Raw genomic sequence first — 16,833 nt, 5'->3', positions numbered from 1 at the left:
TCATCCCAATGCGTCATACCTTTCGTTGAACTATCGTAAGAAAGCACGACCGCCTGGCCTTGCGATTAGTCCCAAAACGCCTATCCATGTTTAACTTGACTGTTCGTTCAAGTTAAACCGGTGGTTCGCTGCCCGCTCACAACAGGAGGCTTGCCTTTGCTGAGTCCGCTTTTTACAACCACATCCAACACCCCTGAGGTGCGCCCTTCATGAGTGCATCGCCCACACCTTCCAGCAGTCTGATCCGCATGAATCCGCCGGTGTTTTACTTCGCCGCGAGTTTCATTTTGCTGTTTGGCCTGACCGTTATCGCTATCCCCGAACAAGCTGGCGCCTGGCTGCTGGCCGCACAAAACTGGGCGGCCAATACGGTCGGCTGGTACTACATGCTGGCGATGACCCTGTATCTGGTCTTCGTGGTGGTCACCGCTCTATCTGGTTACGGCAAGATCAAGCTCGGTGCCGACCACGACGAGCCCGAATTCAGTTACCTGTCCTGGGCCGGCATGCTGTTCGCTGCCGGGATCAGCATCACGCTGTTTTTCTTCTGCGTCTCTGAGCCGTTGACCCACTTGGTGCAACCGCCCCAGGGCGAGGCCATGAACGCAGACGCCGCACGCCAGGCCATGCAGATCCTGTTTCTGCACTGGGGTCTGCACGGCTGGGGTGTATTTGCCTTCGTCGGCATGGCCCTGGCGTATTTTGCCTACCGGCATAACCTGCCGCTGGCGTTGCGTTCGGCGCTGTACCCGCTGATCGGCAAACGTATCAACGGCCCCATCGGCTATGCGGTGGATGGCTTTGGCATCATCGCCACGGTGTTCGGCCTGGGTGCCGACATGGGCTTTGGCGTATTGCACCTCAACTCCGGGCTGGATTACCTGTTCGGCGTGGCCCACACCCAATGGATTCAAGTCGGCATCATCACTTTGATGATGGGCGCGGCGATCCTGGTGGCCGTCTCCGGTGTCGACAAGGGCGTGCGGGTGATGTCCGACATCAATATGCTGCTGGCCTGCGCGCTGCTGCTGTTCGTGCTGTTCGCCGGGCCTACCCAGCACCTGCTCAACACCCTGATCCAGAATATCGGCGACTACCTCGGCGCCTTGCCGACCAAGAGTTTCGACCTCTACGCCTACGATAAACCCAGCGACTGGTTGGGTGGCTGGACTGTGTTCTATTGGGCCTGGTGGATCGCATGGTCGCCGTTTGTGGGCCTGTTTATCGCGCGTATTTCCCGGGGTCGCACCATCCGCGAATTCGTCTTCGGCGTGCTGTTGATCCCGTTGGGCTTCACCCTGGCCTGGATGTCGATCTTCGGCAACAGCGCCATCGACCAAGTGCTCAACCATGGCCTGACCGCGTTGGGGCAGTCGGCTATTGATGATCCGTCGATGAGCCTCTACCTGCTGCTGGAAACCTACCCGTGGAGCAAGACGGTCATCGCGGTCACGGTGTTTATCAGCTTTGTGTTCTTCGTCACCTCTGCCGACTCCGGCACTGTGGTGCTGTCCACCCTGTCCTCCAAAGGTGGCACCGCCGATGAAGACGGGCCGAAATGGCTGCGGGTGTTCTGGGGCGCGATGACTGCGCTGGTGACCAGCGCCTTGCTGTTTGCCGGCAGTATCGATTCGCTGAAGTCAGCGGTAGTGCTGACGTCGTTGCCGTTCTCGATGATCCTGTTGCTGATGATGTGGGGGCTGCACAAGGCTTTCTACCTCGAATCCCAGAAGCAGATTGCGCAGCTGCATTCCCTGGCTCCGGTGTCGGGCTCACGCAAGGGGCGTGGCGGTTGGCGTCAGCGTTTGAGCCAGGCCGTGCACTTCCCGTCACGGGATGAGGTGTACCGCTTCCTCGAAACCACGGTGCGTCCGGCTATCGAAGAAGTGACTGCGGTGTTTGTCGAAAAAGGCCTGAGCGTAGTCACCCAGCCCGACCCGGCCAACGACAGCGTCAGCCTGGAAATCGGTCACGGCGAGCAGCAGCCGTTTGTCTATCAGGTGCAGATGCGCGGCTATTTCACGCCGTCGTTTGCCCGGGGTGGCATGGCTTCCAAGGAGATCAACAACCGCCGCTACTACCGGGCGGAAGTGCACTTGAGTGAGGGCAGCCAGGATTACGACCTGGTGGGCTACACCAAGGAGCAGATCATCAACGACATCCTCGACCAGTACGAGCGCCACATGCAGTTCCTGCACATGGTTCGTTGAAGCTCAGGCCCTGATGAACAGGGCCAGTGCCACCAATGGCGTACCGAACACCACACTGCCGATCACCAGCTCTGACACCAGGGGCTGGCCGGCGGTGATCACGCCTATCGCGCCGTTGACCACCGATAAAACCAACCAAATCCCGACGAAGCTATAAGCCAGCATGTGCCGGCTGACGCCCAGTTTTTGGCCGATCAACAGCATCAGCGCCAGCAGGGCCAGGCCGAAGGTGATGACGAGTGTGGTGTGCATGATCGATATCTCTACATCCCTGAAGGCAGACGTTAGCGTAGCAGCGGTCGAGCAGAACGAGGCCGCGTCCGAGAACGGCTACCGAGAAGTATGAAAACCGCCTCTATGTGAGCTTCGTCGTACCACCCTGATAGGCCTTTGCTGTAGAAAGGATGGGTGTACTTAAGCGATTCAGCTGCCCTTAAAAGGCCTGGGAATATCGTTATTCCTGCGCCTTATATGCCCAGACCAGAGAGGATTCGATGACTTACATTGCTGCCGAAAACCGCTATGAATCTATTCCCTATCGCCGCGTGGGCCGCAGCGGGCTCGTGCTGCCAGCACTGTCCCTGGGGCTGTGGCACAACTTTGGCGACAGCACCCCCATCGATACCCAGCGCGCCTTGCTGCGTACGGCATTCGACCTGGGTATCAACCACTTCGACCTGGCCAACAACTATGGCCCGCCTTACGGCAGCGCCGAGATCAATTTCGGTCGCCTACTGCGCGAAGACTTCAAGCACTACCGCGATGAACTGATCATCTCCAGCAAGGCCGGCTGGGATATGTGGCCCGGCCCTTACGGCCAGGGCGGCGGTTCGCGCAAATACGTGTTGGCGAGCCTGGACCAGAGCCTGCAACGCCTGGGTGTCGAGTACGTGGATATCTTCTATTCCCACCGCTTCGACGCCGACACCCCGCTGGAAGAAACGGCCAGCGCCCTCGCCACTGCCGTGCAACAAGGCAAGGCACTGTACATTGGTATCTCATCCTATTCGGGGGCAAAAACCCGGGAAATGGCGGCGCTACTCAAAGAGTGGAAAGTCCCGCTGCTGATCCACCAGCCGGCCTACAACCTGCTCAACCGTTGGGTGGAAAAGGACCTGTTGGACACCACCGACGAACTTGGCACCGGGGTGATTGCCTTCACGCCGCTGGCCCAGGGGCTGCTGACCGACAAATACCTCAATGGCGTACCGGCCGATGCGCGGGTGAATCGGCCGGGGGGAGGTTCGTTGCAGACTTCGCACCTGTCGGAGGCCAACATCGCCCACGTGCGAGCTCTCAATGAGATCGCCAAGCGTCGTGGGCAAAGCCTGGCGCAGTTGGCCTTGGCCTGGACCTTGCGCGATCCACGGGTGACCAGCGCCTTGATCGGTGCGAGCCGGCCAGAGCAGATCATTGAAAACGTCGGGGCGTTGAAGAACTTGAGCTTCACGGCGGATGAGCTGGCGGAAATTGATCGGTTTGCCCAGGAAGGCGGGATTAACTTGTGGGAGAAGCCGTCTACCGCTGAGTAAGCGGTAGTGCTCAGTTGATAACTGATCGTTCCCGCACAGGGTGTGGGAACGATCAGCGCCTTAATCAGAACGGCACATCCCCCAAAATCGTCGCCCGATGCATCACCCGCCGTTGCGGCCGGTAATCGTCAACGGCGTAGTGTTGGGTCACGCGGTTGTCCCAGAAGGCCACGTCGTTTTTCTGCCAGCGCCAGCGGATGGTGAATTCCGGGCGGGTGGCGTGGGCGAACAGCAACTTGAGGATGGCTTCGCTTTCGGCGGGTTCAAGTTCGTTGATTTTGCTGGTGAAGCCGTCGCTGACGAACAGCGATTTGCGCCCGCTCACCGGGTGGGTGCGAATCACCGGATGGGCCAGTGGCGGGTTTTTGCGCCGGGCTTCTTCCCAGCGGGCCAAATCTTCGGCGGTGTTGCCGTAACGCTCCAGGGGGAAGGACCGCGTGAAATCGTGAGTCGCGGTCAAACCGTTCAACAAACTTTTCATCGGCTTCGACAACGCGTCATAAGCGGCAATACCGCTGGCCCACAAGGTGTCTCCACCAAACTCCGGCAACAGCTTGGCGCTGAGCACCGCGCCCAGGGCCGGGGTCGGCAGGAAGGTCACGTCGGTGTGCCAGATGGCGTTGTCACGCACGTCGGTGACGGCGGTGTCGAGGATCAGTACTTCGGGTTGCTCCGGCACGTTGGGGTAAATCGGGTGAATGTGCAGGTCGCCGAAATTTGCCGCGAATCGTGCCTGTTGCTGGGGGGTGATTGGCTGGTCGCGAAAGAACAGCACCGAATGCTTGAGCAACGCCTGTTCGATGGCGTCGCGTTGCTCCAGATTCAGTGGCTGAGTGATGTCGACGCCATTGATCTGGGCGCCAAGGGCGATGCTTAAGGGCGTTACGGTCAGGCTGCTCATGCTGTTCTCGAAAGTGTTGGGCGCCGAGGTGTCGGCGTAGTCAGTGCGGTTCTGTTCAGTGTGCCTGGCCGTGCCATGGCACCAGTTTGCGCTGCAGGGCGCGCAGGCCCATTTCCATGGCGAAGGCAATCAGGGCGATGACCAGGATGCCAAGCACCACCACGTCGGTGACCAGGAACTGCGCCGCCGACTGCACCATGAAACCCAGGCCGCTGGTGGCGGCGATCAGTTCGGCGGCTACCAGGGTTGACCAGCCGACACCCAAGCCAATCCGCACACCAGTGAGGATGTCCGGCAAGGCGCTGGGCAGGATCACGTGGCGAATCAGTTGTGCGCGGGTCGCGCCCAACGACTGTGCGGCGCGCAGCTTGGCCGGGTCGACGGTGCGCACGCCGGTGGCGGTGGCGATGGCAATCGGCGCGAAAATCGCCAGGTAGATCAGCAACACCTTGGACAGCTCGCCGATGCCGCACCAGATCACGATTAGCGGCAGATAGGCCAGCGGTGGAATCGGGCGGTAGAACTCGATCAGCGGGTCGAGAATGCCCCGGGCGATGCGGTTGGAACCGATGGCGATGCCTACCGGCACGGCGGTCAGTACGGCAAAACCCAGGCCCAGGCCGATACGGCCGAGGCTTGCGGCCAAGTGCTGCCACAAGGTGGAATCCATGTAGCCGCTGGTCGCCAGCAGCCAGCCCTTTTGCAGCACGGCAGAAGGCGGTGGCAAGAACAATGGTTCGATCATCCCGCTGGCGGTCACGGCCCACCAGATGGCCAGCAAGGCAACCAGGGTCAGCACGCTGATCCAGCGCGTGCTCAAACTGCGGCGCACCGGCACGGCGGGCTGGGACGCTGGCTTGGTCGCGGTGGCCGGTAATTCATAACTGCTCATGCGTACACCTGCCGTTGGGAGAACACTTTGCCCAGGACGTGTTCGCGGGTTTCGATAAAGCGCGGGTCGGACTTGATCGTCCGTGCTGGTTCGCCAGCGGCGTAGCGCTGGCCGAAGTCCAGGCTCAGGCGTTCGACGATCTGGCCCGGATTGGGTGCCAGTAGAATCAGGTCAGTGGCGAGGAAGACGGCTTCTTCAATGTCATGGGTAATCAGGAACACTGGCTTGGCGGTGCGCTGCCAGACCTGCAGCAGCAACTCCTGCATCTGTTCGCGGGTGAAGGCATCAAGGGCGCCGAAAGGTTCGTCCATCAGCAACACGCGCGGGTCGGCGGCCAACGCACGGGCCAAACCGACACGCTGCCTCTGGCCGCCGGAAAGTTGCCAGATGCGTCGGCTGTCGAAACCGGCCAGGTCCACCAGGGCGAGCATTTCCCTGGCGCGGATTTCCCGCTTGGCTTTCGGTACGCCCGCCAGTTCAAGGCCGAAGCCGACATTGGCCAGCACGTCCTGCCAGGGCAGCAGGGCATCGTCCTGGAACACTACGCCACGTTCGGCGCTCGGCCCTTTTACAGGCACGCCATCAAGGGTGATGTGCCCGGCGCTGGGTTCGACGAAGCCGGCAATCAGGTTCAACAGCGAGGTCTTGCCACTGCCGGACGGGCCGAGGGCGACCAGCAATTGCAGGGGCCCAAGGCTTAGGGAAATATCAGCCAGCACAGGCTCTGTGGCGCCTGGGTACTGTGCGCTGATGCGCTCCAGTTGTAGCAAGGCCATCGCGATGGACTCCCGATCAGTTGGTGATGAACTTGGCGCTGACGTACGGCGCGTAGTCCGCCAGCACGGCTTCGACCTTGCCCTGCTCCTTGAGGAACGCGGCGGTGTCGGTGACGGCCTTGGTGGTCGGCGCACCCAGCAGCGTTACTTGATCAGCTGCCAGCGGGTAGACGTTGCCTTGCAGCAGCAGAGGAATGTCGCTGGCCTTGGCCCCGGAGAGCTTCACCAGTTTGTCGACGTTGCCTTTGTCGGCGAGCCAGGCTTGTGGGTCTTTGCGGTAGGCGGCGTAGGCATCGAGGGTGACTTTGGCGAATGCGCTGACGATCTCCGGGTGTTTCTCGGCGAAGTCTTTGCGCACGATCCAGGCATCGAAGGTCGGTGCACCGAACTTGGCCAGTTCGCCGGAGGTGATCAGCACCTTGCCGTTTTCCTTGGCCACGCCCAGGGCTGGGTCCCAAACGTAAGTGGCGTCGATATCACCGCGCTTCCAGGCGGCGACGATGGCCGGTGGCGCGAGGTTGAGAATGGTTACTTTTGATGGATCAATGTTCCAGTGCTTCAGCGCCGCCAGCAGGCTGTAATGGCCGGTGGAGACGAAAGGCACGGCGATTTTCTTGCCGATCAGATCCTGTGGGCTATTGATCCCGGAGCCGTTGCGGGCCACCAGGGCTTCAGCACCACCGATCTGGGTAGCGACGAGGAAGGTTTCCACCGGCACTTTGCGGGTGATGGCGGCGGTCAGCGGGCTGGAACCGAGGTAGCCGATCTGTACATCGCCGGACGCGATAGCGGCGATGATGTCGGAACCGTTGTCGAATTTGCGCCAGTCGATCTTGGCATTGGTGGCTTTTTCATAAGCGCCGTCGGCCTGGGCGACTTTCGCCGGGTCCACGGTGGTCTGGTAGGCGATAGTGACATCGGCGGCCTGGGCAAACAGGCTGGCGCCGGCCAGGGAAAAAGCCGCCAGGAGGCGTAGGGGGAAGTGCAGTTTCAAGGGGAAGTTCCTCATCAGGCGGCCGAGGGTCGGCGTTTGATGAGACTAAATGATCTAAGAACCCGAAAATAAATAACATTTTCGAATTAGCTTATGAGGGGAAAATCCATTGCCGGGTGAACACCAAACCTGTGGCGAGGGAGCAAGCTCCCTCGCCACAGGTTATTCGTTGGCCGTTAATTAGTTACTGATCGCCAAAATACTCGCCTGGTACGACCCGACAAACACGTCGAAATCCCCCACTTCGTTTTGCTCGAGCTCCGCCTGTTGCGCCAGTGAACTGCGCGCCAGTTCCTCAAAACGCGCCTGTTCCTCAGCGGCCAGCGGCTCCTTGCGGAAGAACTCGGCATGCACCTGGCTCTGATGCAGGGAGAACTGCGCAAAACTTTCTTTGCGTTCACTCATCGCTGCCAGCACCTGGGCTGATGGCGTGAGGGACGGGTCCTTGATCTTCGCCAACTGGGCGTCCAGTGCCTGGCTGTGTTCAGTGCAACCGTGGCTCTGGTCCAGCAGCGTCGCGAGAGGAGCAATCTTCGCCAGCAACTCGGCGGCCCATTCCTTCATCTCCACCGATTCACCGCGACGCTGCAATTGCAGGCCCGGACGGCGGCCTTCCTTGACCACGCTGAGGAAGTTGGACGTGGCGTTGCCGCATTCGTTATCAGCAAACAGCGGGCTGTCGTTCAGCGCGCAATACAGCAGGAATGCGTCGAGGAAGCGCGACTCTTGCAAGTCGATGCCCATTGGCAGGAACGGGTTGATGTCCAGGCAGCGCACTTCGATGTACTGGATGCCACGGGCCACCAGCGCCTGGATCGGCCGTTCGCCGGTGTAGGTCACGCGCTTGGGGCGGATGTTGGAGTAGTACTCGTTTTCGATTTGCAGGATGTTGGTGTTGAGCTGTACCCACTCACCGTCCTTGTGGGTGCCGACTTCGACATACGGGGCGTAGGGGGTTGCCACCGCTTCGCGCAGGCTGTCGGTGTAGCTGTCCAGGTCGTTGTAGCAAGGCGTGAGACCCGCCTGGGCGTTGCTTTGGTAACCCAGGTCGCTCATGCGCAGGCTGGTGGCATAGGGCAGGTACAGGGTATCGGCGTCCAGTTGCTCCAGCTGATGGGAACGACCGCGCAGGAAGCCGGCATCCAGGGCTGGCGAGGCGCCAAACAGGTACATCAGCAGCCAGCTGTAGCGGCGGAAGTTACGGATCAGCGCGATATAGGCCGTGGACTGATAGTCGCGGTCAGTACCGACAAAGCCTTCGGCTTCCTTGAGTAGCGGCCACAAATCTTCCGGCAGGGAGAAGTTGTAGTGGATGCCGGCGATGCATTGCATGGTCTTGCCGTAACGCAGGGCCAGGCCCTTGCGGTACACATACTTGAGCTGGCCGATGTTGGAGGTGCCGTAGTAGGCAATCGGAATATCTTCCTCGGCCGGCAATGGGCACGGCATCGATGGACTCCACAGGTACTCGTTGCCGAGCTTGCTGTAGGCAAAACGGTGAATCTTGTCGAGGCTGCTCAGGGTGTCTGCCGGGTTGGGCAGGGCCGGAGTGATGAACTCCAGCAGCGACTCGGAGTAATCGGTGGTGATCTGTTCATGGGTCAGTGCGGCGCCCAAGGCCTCGGGATGCGGCGTTTGCGCCAGCCGACCTTCATGGGTGACACGCAGGCATTCACGCTCGATGCCGTGCAGGCAATGCTCAAGCAAAGAGAGGTGGGCGCGCTCGCCGAGCAGAGCCAGGCGGCGGTTGAGAAGTTCGCTCAAGTTGGATTCCTTCACGCGTCAGTCGCCCCAATATGGGGGTGGGCAAGACGGTCTACAAGGGTGAAGTTAAAACTGGCGTTATCGCCTGGCTTTCGAGCCGGATTGACCCACTCTGAAAGAGCCGCCTTCATCCTGAATCTGGCTATTGCGCACAAAAAAAATTTCGGCGCAGCTTTCACAACGCCGAAATTAACTCAAATCGATGACAGGGAGCTATAGGACTGCGAAGGTGCCTTGCGCTTTTGCGACCAGTTTTTCGTCCTGGTACACGTCAGCCTCAACCACCAACGTGCGCCGGCCTGGGTGAATAACCCGGGCGGTGCACAGCACGTCGCCGTCTGAAACGGCCCGGATGTAGTTGATTTTGCACTCGATGGTCGCGCTCTGCTGGTCGAAACCATGGGTGCTGGAACAAGCCAGCCCCATGGCAATGTCCACCAGGCTGAAAATAGCCCCGCCATGGAGCTTGCCAGCGCGGTTGCGCAGCTGCGGTTCCAGGGTCATGGCCACTTCGGCAACGCCCTGGTCCAGGCGTTGCAGGCGGCAGCCGATCAGTTCACTGAATGCGCTGTGGGTCAAACCGGCTGGCAATTCCATTAGCGCTTCTTCAGTTGTTTGGCGTTGGCGAACAGCGACGCCATGGCGTTATTGGCCGGGGCTTCGGTGGCGGTTTCCTTGCGCGGTGCCGTATTTTGAGAGCGGTTTTGCGACTGGCGAGGCGCCGAGCCTGGGCGTGCGCCACGGGCACCGTCGATTTTCTCGCCGGGGGTGTCGCTCATGCGCATCGACAGGCCCACGCGTTTGCGCGGGATGTCGACTTCCATGACCTTGACCTTGACCACGTCACCGGCTTTCACCGCTTCGCGAGGGTCCTTGATGAACTTCTCGGAAAGCGCCGAGATATGCACCAAACCGTCCTGATGCACGCCGATATCCACAAACGCGCCGAAGTTGGTCACGTTGGTCACCACGCCTTCGAGGATCATCCCCAGTTGGAGGTCCTTGAGGTCTTCGACGCCTTCCTGGAACTCGGCGGTCTTGAACTCGGGACGTGGGTCGCGGCCCGGCTTTTCCAGCTCTTGCAGGATGTCGGTTATGGTCGGCACGCCGAAGGTTTCGTCGGTGTACTTTTTCGGGTCCAGGCGCTTGAGGAACGTGGCGTCGCCAATCAGCGAGCGGATGTCGCGATCGGTTTCAGCGGCGATCCGTTGCACCAGCGGATAGGCTTCCGGGTGGACGGCCGAGGAGTCCAGCGGATTGTCACCGTTCATCACGCGCAGGAAGCCGGCGGCCTGCTCGAAGGTTTTTTCGCCAAGGCGTGCGACCTTTTTCAGCGCTGCACGGGTCTTGAAGGCACCGTTTTCGTCGCGGTGGGTGACGATGTTCTGCGCCAGGGTAGCGTTGAGGCCGGAGATCCGGGCCAGCAGCGCCACGGAAGCGGTGTTTACATCGACACCGACGGCGTTCACGCAATCCTCCACCACCGCGTCCAGGCCACGCGCCAGTTTCAGCTGCGACACGTCGTGCTGGTACTGGCCGACACCGATGGATTTAGGGTCGATTTTCACCAGCTCGGCCAATGGGTCCTGCAAGCGGCGAGCAATCGATACCGCGCCACGGATCGTCACGTCGAGGTCCGGGAATTCCTTGGAAGCCAGTTCCGAGGCCGAGTACACCGACGCGCCCGCCTCAGAGACCATGACCTTGGTCATCTTCATGCTTGGGTACTTTTTGATCAGCTCGGCGGCAAGCTTGTCAGTTTCACGGCTGGCAGTGCCGTTGCCGATGGCGATCAGGTCCACCGAGTGTTTGGCACACAAGGCGGCGAGGATGGCGATGGTCTGGTCCCACTTGTTGTGGGGCACGTGCGGATAGACCGTGGCGTGGTCGAGCATCTTGCCGGTGGCATCCACCACGGCGACCTTGCAACCGGTGCGCAGGCCCGGGTCCAGGCCCAGAGTGGCGCGCGGGCCGGCCGGTGCAGCCAGCAGCAGGTCATGCAGGTTGTGGGCAAATACGTTAATTGCTTCGGTTTCGGCGCCGTCGCGCAACTCGCCCAGCAGGTCGGTTTCCAGGTGGGTATAGAGCTTGACCTTCCAGGTCCAGCGCACGACTTCACCGAGCCACTTGTCCGCAGGACGATTCTGATTCTGGATGCCGAATTGTTGACCGATCATGCCTTCGCACGGGTGCATGGTGCCCGGCAGCTCGTCGCCGACTTTAAGCGCGGAGCTGAGAATGCCTTCGTTGCGCCCACGGAAAATCGCCAGGGCGCGGTGGGACGGCATGCTCTTGAGCGGCTCGTCGTGTTCGAAGTAATCGCGGAACTTGGAGCCTTCCTCTTCCTTGCCGGCGATGACTCGGGCACTGAGGACGGCCTCCTGTTTCAGGTAGCTGCGCAGTTTTTCCAGCAGATTGGCGTCTTCGGCGAAGCGCTCCATGAGGATGTACTTGGCGCCTTCGAGGGCAGCCTTGACGTCGGCAACACCTTTTTCGGCGTCGACAAAGCGCGCAGCTTCGCTTTCCGGGGCCAGGGACGGGTCGTTGAACAGACCGTCGGCCAAGTCGCCGAGGCCAGCTTCCAGGGCGATCTGGCCCTTGGTGCGGCGCTTCTGCTTGTACGGCAGGTACAAGTCTTCGAGGCGGGTCTTGGTGTCGGCGAGCTTGATGTCGCGCTCCAATTGCGGGGTCAGCTTGCCCTGCTCCTGGATGCTGGCGAGGATGCTGATGCGCCGTTCGTCGAGTTCTCGCAGGTAGCGCAGGCGCTCTTCCAGATGCCGCAACTGGATGTCATCGAGGCTGCCGGTCACTTCTTTACGGTAACGGGCGATGAAGGGCACTGTGGAGCCTTCATCCAGTAGAGCGACGGCCGCTTCGACCTGTTGTGGGCGTACACCGAGTTCCTCGGCGATGCGGCTGTTGATGCTGTCCATAAAACCACCTGAAATTCTGAAAGCAGCTCGCAGGCCCGGAGAACAAGGCCCTTTGAGACTGGTTGAGCGGCCCGACTGGCGCCGCTGCCTGGGTCAAGAGGCAGCCTATTGACCCTCGAAATCGGAAAATCACTGCGTGCCTGTGAAAAAAACGGCATGCAGCAAACGGTAAAGATCTGAATTTTCCCTGCACAAAGGCGGCGCAGTATAACCAGCGTTCTGCCGTTGGGGGGATTGCGCGGGATGTTGAAGGGCGCAGGTTCACTGGCAGTAGAGGAAAAATCTGCTAACAATGCACACGGTGCGTATAACGGCAGCTACGCCATAATGCGCACCGAGATAAGAGGAGCATCTAATGAGCAGCACTGCACAAACTGCTGAAGGCGAAAAAATTCTCATCGTTGATGACGATCCAGGGCTGAGCAGCCTGCTGGAGCGGTTCTTCAACTCCAAGGGCTACCGCGCCCGATCGGTGCCCAATACCGAGCAGATGGACCGCCTGCTGGGGCGCGAAGTATTCAACCTGGTCGTACTCGACCTGATGCTGCCCGGAGAAGACGGCCTGACGGCCTGCAAACGCCTGCGCGGTGCGAACAATCAGATTCCGATCATCATGCTGACCGCCAAGGGCGATGAGCTGAGCCGCATCAAGGGGCTCGAACTGGGCGCCGACGATTATCTGGCCAAGCCGTTCAACCCTGATGAGCTCATGGCTCGGGTCAAGGCGGTATTGCGTCGCCAGGCCGCTCCAGTGCCGGGCGCCCCGGGCAGTGAAGACGAAAGCGTCACCTTTGGCGACTACGAGCTGTCCCTGGCGACCCGTGAGCTCAAGCGTGGCGACGAAGTCCACATGCTCACCACCGGCGAATTCGCTGTGCTCAAGGCGCTGGTGATGAATGCCCGTCAGCCATTGACCCGCGACAAACTGATGAACCTGGCCCGTGGCCGCGAGTGGGACGCTCTGGAGCGCTCCATTGACGTGCAGATTTCCCGTCTGCGCCGCATGATCGAACCAGACCCGTCCAAGCCGCGTTATATCCAGACGGTGTGGGGTGTGGGTTACGTATTTGTGCCGGATGGCACTGCGACCAAGTGACCAATGATTTGCAGGTGCGGGTATTCCGGTATTTGATCCCTTGAGGGTCAGCCGGATTCCCGGCGTCTGCAATTCTGCGAGCCCTGCTCGCTCCTGCAAGGTGTCTAGCTGTCTTCTATGAAAACCCCGCTGTGGTTCCCGCAAAGCTTTTTTTCTCGCACCCTTTGGCTGGTGCTGATCGTCGTACTGTTTTCCAAGGCACTGACACTGGTTTATCTATTGATGAACGAAGACGTGCTGGTGGATCGACAGTACAGCCACGGTGTCGCCCTCACCTTGCGTGCCTATTGGGCCGCAGACCCCGAGAATCGCGAGAAGATCGCCAAGGCCGCGACGCTGACCCGAGTGGTGGGCGCTGGTGTACCGGAAGGGGAGCAGCATTGGCCCTACAGTGAAATCTATCAACGCCAGATGCAGGCCGAACTGGGTGAAGACACCGAGGTGCGGCTGCGCATGCATGTGTCTCCCGCGCTGTGGGTGCGGGCTCCGAGCCTGGGGGATGGCTGGCTGAAAGTGCCGCTGTATCCGCATCCATTGCGGGGGCAGAAAATCTGGAACGTGCTGGGCTGGTTCCTCGCCATCGGTTTGCTGTCTACCGCGTCGGCGTGGATTTTCGTTCGCCAGTTGAACCAGCCGCTCAAGCGCCTGGTGTTTGCTGCCCGACAACTGGGGCAGGGGCGTAGCGTGCGCTTGCCCATCAGTGACACCCCCAGCGAAATGACCGAGGTGTACAGCGCGTTCAACCAGATGGCAGAGGACGTCGAACAGGCCGGCCGTGAGCGCGAGTTGATGCTCGCCGGAGTCTCCCATGACTTGCGCACGCCGCTGACGCGGCTGCGTCTGTCCCTGGAGCTGATGGGCAATCACACTGACCTTACCGACGGCATGGTCCGCGACATCGAAGACATGGACGCCATTCTCGACCAGTTCCTCGCGTTTATCCGCGATGGCCGTGACGAAGTGGTGGAAGAGGTCGACCTGACCGACCTGGTGCGTGAAGTAGTGGCGCCCTACAACCAGAATGGCGAGCAGGTGCGTATGCGCCTGGAGCCGATCCAGCCGTTTGCCTTGCGTCGGGTTTCAATGAAGCGACTGCTGAACAACCTGATCGGCAACGCCCTGCATCACGCTGGCTCAGATGTGGAAGTCGCGGCCTATGTATCGGGCGATACCAATGCGCCTTACGTGGTACTGAGCGTCATGGACCGTGGCGCGGGTATAGACCCGGCGGAACTGGAGGGCATCTTCAACCCGTTCACCCGTGGCGACCGTGCCCGTGGTGGCAAGGGTACGGGCCTTGGGCTGGCGATCGTCCGGCGGATTGCCTCGATGCACGGCGGCAATGTTGAGCTGCGTAACCGTACCGATGGCGGCCTGGAAGCGCGGGTGCGCTTGCCATTGGGGCTGATGTTGCCCAGGGATGCTGTGTAGGTGCAGCAGTAAGCCTCAAGCTGCAAGAGAAAAGCAGGCTGCTTTTGCTCTTTCTTGCAGCTTATAGCTTGACGCTTGTAACTGCTCCTCTACCCCTTCCCTTTGGTCCGAGTCATATTCGGCCCGCTATTCTTCTCTAGATGCTGAATGATGATCCCCGCCACATCCTTGTTGGTGGTGGTCTCAATCCCTTCCAGGCCCGGTGACGAGTTCACTTCCATCACCAGCGGCCCGTGGTTGGAACGCAGGATATCCACACCCGCCACACTCAACCCCATGACCTTGGCTGCCCGCAGCGCTGTCATGCGCTCTTCAGGGGTGATTTTGATCAGGCTGGCGCTACCGCCACGGTGCAGGTTGGAGCGAAACTCGCCCGGCTTGGCCTGGCGCTTCATCGCCGCAATCACCTTGTCGCCGACCACGAAGCAGCGGATATCCGCACCGCCGGCTTCCTTGATGTATTCCTGGACCATGATGTTTTGCTTGAGGCCCATGAACGCTTCAATCACCGACTCTGCCGCTGTTGCGGTTTCACACAACACGACGCCGATGCCTTGGGTGCCTTCCAGTACCTTGATCACCAGCGGCGCGCCGTTGACCATTTCGATCAGGTCGGGAATGTCGTCGGGGGAGTGAGCGAACCCGGTCACCGGCAAGCCGATGCCGCGCCGCGACAGCAACTGCAGCGAGCGCAGCTTGTCCCGCGAGCGGGCGATGGCTACCGATTCGTTGAGGGGAAACACCCCCATCATTTCAAATTGGCGCAACACCGCGCAGCCGTAGAACGTCACCGAAGCGCCGATCCGTGGAATCACCGCGTCGAAGCCCTCCAACGGCTTGCCCCGGTAATGGATCTGCGGCTTATGGCTGGCAATGTTCATATAGGCGCGCAACGTATCGATCACCACCATCTCATGGCCACGCTCGGTGCCGGCCTCGACCAGGCGACGGGTGGAATACAGACGCGGGTTACGCGACAGCACAGCGATTTTCATGCAACACCTGTGACAGAAATAGTAGAGGCCGGGAACACCGGCTTGTCTTGAACGTACTTGAACCCGGGATTGACCACCAGTTGGCCGTCAATCAGGGCTTTGGAACCGAGCAGCAGGCGATAGCGCATGGCTTTGCGGCAGGCGAGGGTGAACTCCACCTGCCATACCCGATCACCCAAAGCCAGAGTCGTGCTGATGACATAGCGCACCTGCGCCTGGCCGTTGGAGCTCTTAATGGTTTTCATCGCCACCAGCGGCGCTTCGCAGCGTCGGTGACGCAGTTGCACCACGCTGCCCAGGTGCGCGGTGAACCGCACCCATTTTTCACCGTCGCGCTCAAAGGGCTCGATCTCGGTGGCATGCAGGCTTGAGGTACTGGCGCCGGTGTCGATCTTTGCTCGCAGGCCGGCCACTCCCAAGCCGGGAAGTGCCACCCACTCACGCAGACCCACAACGGTCAAATGGTCAAAAGTCTTCAATATGGGTAACCGGCATTCAGAAATAATTCGCAGTCGTCGAGGACAGTAACGTCCAACTGCTCACGGATTGTGACAATCCCCGAACTGTTACTCAGGGCTCGGGATCGAATTCGCGGTATTCACGCAGAATACTTGGCAAATGGCGACCGTTATCTATCGAGCTTCAGAAATCAGTCGGCTCAATGGAAACTCACAGAAACAGTGTAGTGACTGGCGTATCTTAGGTGAGCCCCGATGTTTATGCGTCGATGGGGTTCGACTGTTCAGTTGCGGCATTTTTCAGCGCGGGGAATTCAAGTGGCTCAAAAGCAGGAAGAGGACGAAAAAGTCCGTTTGGACAAATGGCTGTGGGCGGCGCGCTTCTACAAGACCCGTGCGCTGGCCAAGACCGCTATTGAGAGTGGCAAGGTGCATTGTCGTGGTGAGCGCTGCAAGCCGGGCAAGGAGCCGCGCATGGGTGATGAGTTCCAGATCCGCGTCGGTTTTGATGAGCGTACGGTGGTGGTTCAGGCGCTCTCTATTGTCCGCCGAGGCGCGCCCGAGGCACAGGCGCTGTACGCCGAGACCGAAGCCAGTATCGCCAAGCGCGAGAACGCGGCGGCGATGCGCAAGGCCGGATCACTGGGTGTCAGCACCGATGGCAAACCGAGCAAGAAGCAGCGCCGGGATTTGTTTAAGTTCCGCGGCAGCGGCAACGATGATTAACGGGCTAATCGCCCGAGGCTTCACTTGGCTTGGAACAAACTCGGTTTGTTCATAAACTGTCTCATCTTCGCTTTAAAACGCTTCGTTTTTCAGAGGAGAAATGCACCAAATCGGTGCTAAAACGC

At 60.2% G+C, this 16,833-nt stretch carries 15 protein-coding genes; 5 read left to right on the top strand and 10 right to left on the bottom strand.

All coding sequences use genetic code 11. The features are described 5' to 3' along the window. The first annotated feature begins 248 nt into the window (after positions 1-248). Positions 249-2,210, top strand: coding sequence for a choline transporter BetT (gene betT, locus ACZRJ6_RS24280; protein ID WP_463969223.1), 1,962 nt, complete (start codon positions 249-251; stop codon positions 2,208-2,210). 3 nt (positions 2,211-2,213) lie between these two features. Here betT and ACZRJ6_RS24275 read toward each other — a convergent pair whose 3' ends face one another. After that, complete coding sequence (locus tag ACZRJ6_RS24275; protein ID WP_149413879.1) at positions 2,214-2,462, bottom strand: hypothetical protein; 249 nt, start codon at positions 2,460-2,462, stop codon at positions 2,214-2,216. Positions 2,463-2,704: 242 nt separating this feature from the next. On the opposite strand from ACZRJ6_RS24275, the gene mgrA reads away from it, so the two are divergent. Next, entirely contained in the window at positions 2,705-3,742 is a 1,038-nt protein-coding gene (gene mgrA, locus ACZRJ6_RS24270; protein WP_463968924.1) for an L-glyceraldehyde 3-phosphate reductase, read from the top strand. Positions 3,743-3,806: 64 nt separating this feature from the next. Here the strand turns inward: mgrA and tauD are convergent, their stop codons facing one another. The 7 genes from tauD to ACZRJ6_RS24235 all read right to left on the bottom strand — a co-directional run bounded on the left by tauD (position 3,807) and on the right by ACZRJ6_RS24235 (position 12,002). Beyond that, complete coding sequence (tauD, locus tag ACZRJ6_RS24265; protein WP_463968925.1) at positions 3,807-4,643, bottom strand: taurine dioxygenase; 837 nt, start codon at positions 4,641-4,643, stop codon at positions 3,807-3,809. 55 nt (positions 4,644-4,698) lie between these two features. Beyond that, positions 4,699-5,535 carry a taurine ABC transporter permease TauC gene (gene tauC, locus ACZRJ6_RS24260; RefSeq protein ID WP_463968926.1) on the bottom strand — a complete coding sequence of 279 codons (837 nt, stop codon included), beginning with the start codon at positions 5,533-5,535 and terminating at the stop codon, positions 4,699-4,701. Continuing rightward, positions 5,532-6,311, bottom strand: a complete 780-nt coding sequence (tauB, locus tag ACZRJ6_RS24255) for a taurine ABC transporter ATP-binding subunit (protein ID WP_463968927.1) — start codon at positions 6,309-6,311, stop codon at positions 5,532-5,534. Before tauB ends, tauC begins: the two co-directional genes overlap by 4 nt. 16 nt (positions 6,312-6,327) lie before the next feature. After that, positions 6,328-7,305 (bottom strand): taurine ABC transporter substrate-binding protein, encoded by a 978-nt coding sequence (tauA, locus tag ACZRJ6_RS24250; RefSeq protein ID WP_463968928.1) that lies wholly within the window; start codon positions 7,303-7,305, stop codon positions 6,328-6,330. Positions 7,306-7,485: 180 nt separating this feature from the next. Next, positions 7,486-9,069 carry a glutamate--cysteine ligase gene (gene gshA / locus ACZRJ6_RS24245; protein WP_463968929.1) on the bottom strand — a complete coding sequence of 528 codons (1,584 nt, stop codon included), beginning with the start codon at positions 9,067-9,069 and terminating at the stop codon, positions 7,486-7,488. A 213-nt stretch (positions 9,070-9,282) separates the two neighbouring features. Beyond that, positions 9,283-9,666 carry a PaaI family thioesterase gene (locus ACZRJ6_RS24240; RefSeq protein ID WP_463968930.1) on the bottom strand — a complete coding sequence of 128 codons (384 nt, stop codon included), beginning with the start codon at positions 9,664-9,666 and terminating at the stop codon, positions 9,283-9,285. Then, a complete protein-coding gene (locus ACZRJ6_RS24235; RefSeq protein WP_463968931.1) occupies positions 9,666-12,002 on the bottom strand; it encodes a Tex family protein in 2,337 nt (778 codons plus the stop codon). The genes ACZRJ6_RS24240 and ACZRJ6_RS24235 overlap by 1 nt, the downstream gene beginning before the upstream one ends. Positions 12,003-12,357: 355 nt before the next feature. Between ACZRJ6_RS24235 and ompR the strand changes: the two genes are divergently transcribed. Continuing rightward, complete coding sequence (gene ompR, locus ACZRJ6_RS24230; RefSeq protein WP_133103043.1) at positions 12,358-13,098, top strand: osmolarity response regulator transcription factor OmpR; 741 nt, start codon at positions 12,358-12,360, stop codon at positions 13,096-13,098. A 117-nt stretch (positions 13,099-13,215) separates the two neighbouring features. After that, positions 13,216-14,529 (top strand): ATP-binding protein, encoded by a 1,314-nt coding sequence (locus ACZRJ6_RS24225; RefSeq protein ID WP_133103044.1) that lies wholly within the window; start codon positions 13,216-13,218, stop codon positions 14,527-14,529. A gap of 89 nt (positions 14,530-14,618) precedes the next feature. Here the strand turns inward: ACZRJ6_RS24225 and rimK are convergent, their stop codons facing one another. Together rimK and rimB are read right to left on the bottom strand one after the other, a co-directional pair. After that, positions 14,619-15,524 (bottom strand): 30S ribosomal protein S6--L-glutamate ligase, encoded by a 906-nt coding sequence (gene rimK / locus ACZRJ6_RS24220; RefSeq protein WP_038445187.1) that lies wholly within the window; start codon positions 15,522-15,524, stop codon positions 14,619-14,621. After that, positions 15,521-16,003: a retropepsin-like aspartic endopeptidase RimB gene (gene rimB, locus ACZRJ6_RS24215; RefSeq protein WP_133103045.1), complete on the bottom strand. Its 483-nt coding sequence runs from the start codon at positions 16,001-16,003 to the stop codon at positions 15,521-15,523. Before rimB ends, rimK begins: the two co-directional genes overlap by 4 nt. Positions 16,004-16,300: 297 nt before the next feature. Between rimB and ACZRJ6_RS24210 the strand changes: the two genes are divergently transcribed. After that, the gene (locus tag ACZRJ6_RS24210; protein ID WP_133103046.1) at positions 16,301-16,708 is read left to right on the top strand and encodes a S4 domain-containing protein; all 408 of its coding nucleotides are present in this window, start codon (positions 16,301-16,303) and stop codon (positions 16,706-16,708) included. Positions 16,709-16,833 lie beyond the last annotated feature (125 nt).

It is taken from the genome of Pseudomonas sp. C321 (assembly GCF_055407105.1).
The sequence above is the reverse complement of the archived record's forward strand: the minus strand, read 5'-3'. Positions and strand labels throughout refer to the sequence as shown.

Excerpts from the sequence above, each read along its gene's own strand:
- tauB (WP_463968927.1), bottom strand. The coding sequence starts at position 6,311 with ATGGCCTTGCTACAACTGGAGCGCATCAGCGCACAGTACCCAGGCGCC.
- mgrA (WP_463968924.1), top strand. The coding sequence starts at position 2,705 with ATGACTTACATTGCTGCCGAAAACCGCTATGAATCTATTCCCTATCGC.
- tauC (WP_463968926.1), bottom strand. The coding sequence starts at position 5,535 with ATGAGCAGTTATGAATTACCGGCCACCGCGACCAAGCCAGCGTCCCAG.
- betT (WP_463969223.1), top strand. The coding sequence starts at position 249 with ATGAATCCGCCGGTGTTTTACTTCGCCGCGAGTTTCATTTTGCTGTTT.
- rimK (WP_038445187.1), bottom strand. The coding sequence starts at position 15,524 with ATGAAAATCGCTGTGCTGTCGCGTAACCCGCGTCTGTATTCCACCCGT.
- ACZRJ6_RS24240 (WP_463968930.1), bottom strand. The coding sequence starts at position 9,666 with ATGGAATTGCCAGCCGGTTTGACCCACAGCGCATTCAGTGAACTGATC.
- ACZRJ6_RS24225 (WP_133103044.1), top strand. The coding sequence starts at position 13,216 with ATGAAAACCCCGCTGTGGTTCCCGCAAAGCTTTTTTTCTCGCACCCTT.
- tauD (WP_463968925.1), bottom strand. The coding sequence starts at position 4,643 with ATGAGCAGCCTGACCGTAACGCCCTTAAGCATCGCCCTTGGCGCCCAG.
- ACZRJ6_RS24275 (WP_149413879.1), bottom strand. The coding sequence starts at position 2,462 with ATGCACACCACACTCGTCATCACCTTCGGCCTGGCCCTGCTGGCGCTG.
- ACZRJ6_RS24235 (WP_463968931.1), bottom strand. The coding sequence starts at position 12,002 with ATGGACAGCATCAACAGCCGCATCGCCGAGGAACTCGGTGTACGCCCA.
- ompR (WP_133103043.1), top strand. The coding sequence starts at position 12,358 with ATGAGCAGCACTGCACAAACTGCTGAAGGCGAAAAAATTCTCATCGTT.